Source organism: Streptomyces sp. NPDC055078, assembly GCF_053607985.1.
In genome coordinates this window covers 1-1,487 of record NZ_JBSGUP010001088.1, presented here as the reverse complement: position 1 = coordinate 1,487, position 1,487 = coordinate 1, and the positions used below count along the sequence as shown (strand labels likewise).

Genomic DNA, 1,487 nt, shown 5'->3' with positions numbered 1-1,487 from the left:
GCGCTGGACGCGCTCCAGCCGTCCCTGGCCGCCTCGGTGATCTCCGGCGGACCGGCCGACCCCGATCTGCCGTGGCTCGTGGAGCGGCTGGCCGGACGGTCCGGGCGGGTGGTCGTGGACGGCTGGCCGACCGGGGTCGCCACCTCCTGGGCGCAGCAGCACGGCGGCCCCTGGCCCGCGACCAGCAGACCGGACGCCACCAGCGTCGGGGCGGGCGCGCTGGACCGCTTCACCCGCCCGGTCGTCTATCAGGACGTGCCCCGGGCGGCGCTGCCCGAGGCACTGCGCGACCACAACCCCTGGGGTGTGGTCCGGTGGCTGGACGGACTTCCGGTGGCGGCGACGGCCGGTGCGACGGGAGGCGGAGCATGAGCGGGCCCCTGGACGGCGTACTGGTCGCGGACTTCAGCCGGGTGCTGGCCGGGCCGCTGTGCACCATGACCCTGGCGGACCTGGGCGCGACGGTCGTCAAGGTGGAGCGGCCGGGTTCCGGTGACGACACCCGGTCCTGGGGACCGCCCTGGTCGGCCACGTCCACGACGTACTTCGAGAGTGTCAACCGCACCAAGCTGGGCGTCGCCCTGGATCTGGCCGACGACGCCGACCGCGCCCTGGCCCGGGAGCTGGCCCACCGCGCCGACGTCGTGGTGGAGAACTTCCGTACGGGCTCACTGGAGCGGCTGGGCCTCGGCTACGAGCAGGTGGCCGCCGTCAACCCGGGGGTGGTGTACTGCTCGGTCACCGGCTTCGGCAGCGGCGCGGGTGCCGGACTGCTGGGCTACGACTTCGTCGTCCAGGCCCTGGGCGGGCTGATGAGCATCACGGGCGAGAGCGACGGCGACCCGGTGAAGGCCGGTGTCGCCCTGGTCGACGTCCTCACCGGCAAGGACGCCGCGATCGGCGTACTGGCGGCGCTGGCGGACCGGGCGCGGACCGGACGCGGCTGCCGGGTGGAGGTCAATCTGCTCTCCAGCCTGCTGGGCTCCCTGGTGAACCAGGCCCAGAGCTGTCTGGAGACCGGCCGCGCGCCGGGGCGGATGGGGAATCGTCATCCTTCGATCGCCCCCTACGAGACGCTGCGCTGCCGCGACGGACTGCTGGCGGTCGCCTGTGGCAACGACGGCCAGTTCGCCCGGCTGGCGGCCACGCTCGGCGCGGCGGAGCTGGCCGACGACGAGCCCTTCGCCACCAACCCCGCCCGGGTCGGTCACCGCGAGGAGCTGGTGGCGGCCCTGGAGGAGCGTCTCGCGAACGCCGACGCCGCCGACTGGCAGGCGCGGCTCACCGAGGCGGGCGTACCGGCCGGGAAGGTCGGCACGATCGCGGACGGGTTCGCCCTCGCCGAGGAGCTGGGTCTTTCGCCCACCGTGGCCCCGGCCGGCGGCGGGACACCCGCGCCCCGGCATCCCGTCACCTACTCCACCGGCCTGGTCCGGGGGGCGGCGGCGCCGCCCCGGCTGGACGAACACGGCGATGCGGTACGCGCC

At 75.1% G+C, this 1,487-nt stretch carries 1 protein-coding gene and 1 pseudogene; both read left to right on the top strand.

Going from position 1 to position 1,487, the window contains the following annotated elements; all coding sequences use genetic code 11:
• Nucleotides 1-372, top strand: a pseudogene (locus tag ACWF94_RS40355) (aldehyde dehydrogenase (NADP(+))); the annotation flags it as partial.
• A partial coding sequence (locus ACWF94_RS40350) for a CaiB/BaiF CoA transferase family protein (protein WP_453500257.1) occupies nucleotides 369-1,487 on the top strand: 1,119 nt, incomplete at its 3' end. The pseudogene ACWF94_RS40355 and the gene ACWF94_RS40350, both read left to right, overlap by 4 nt.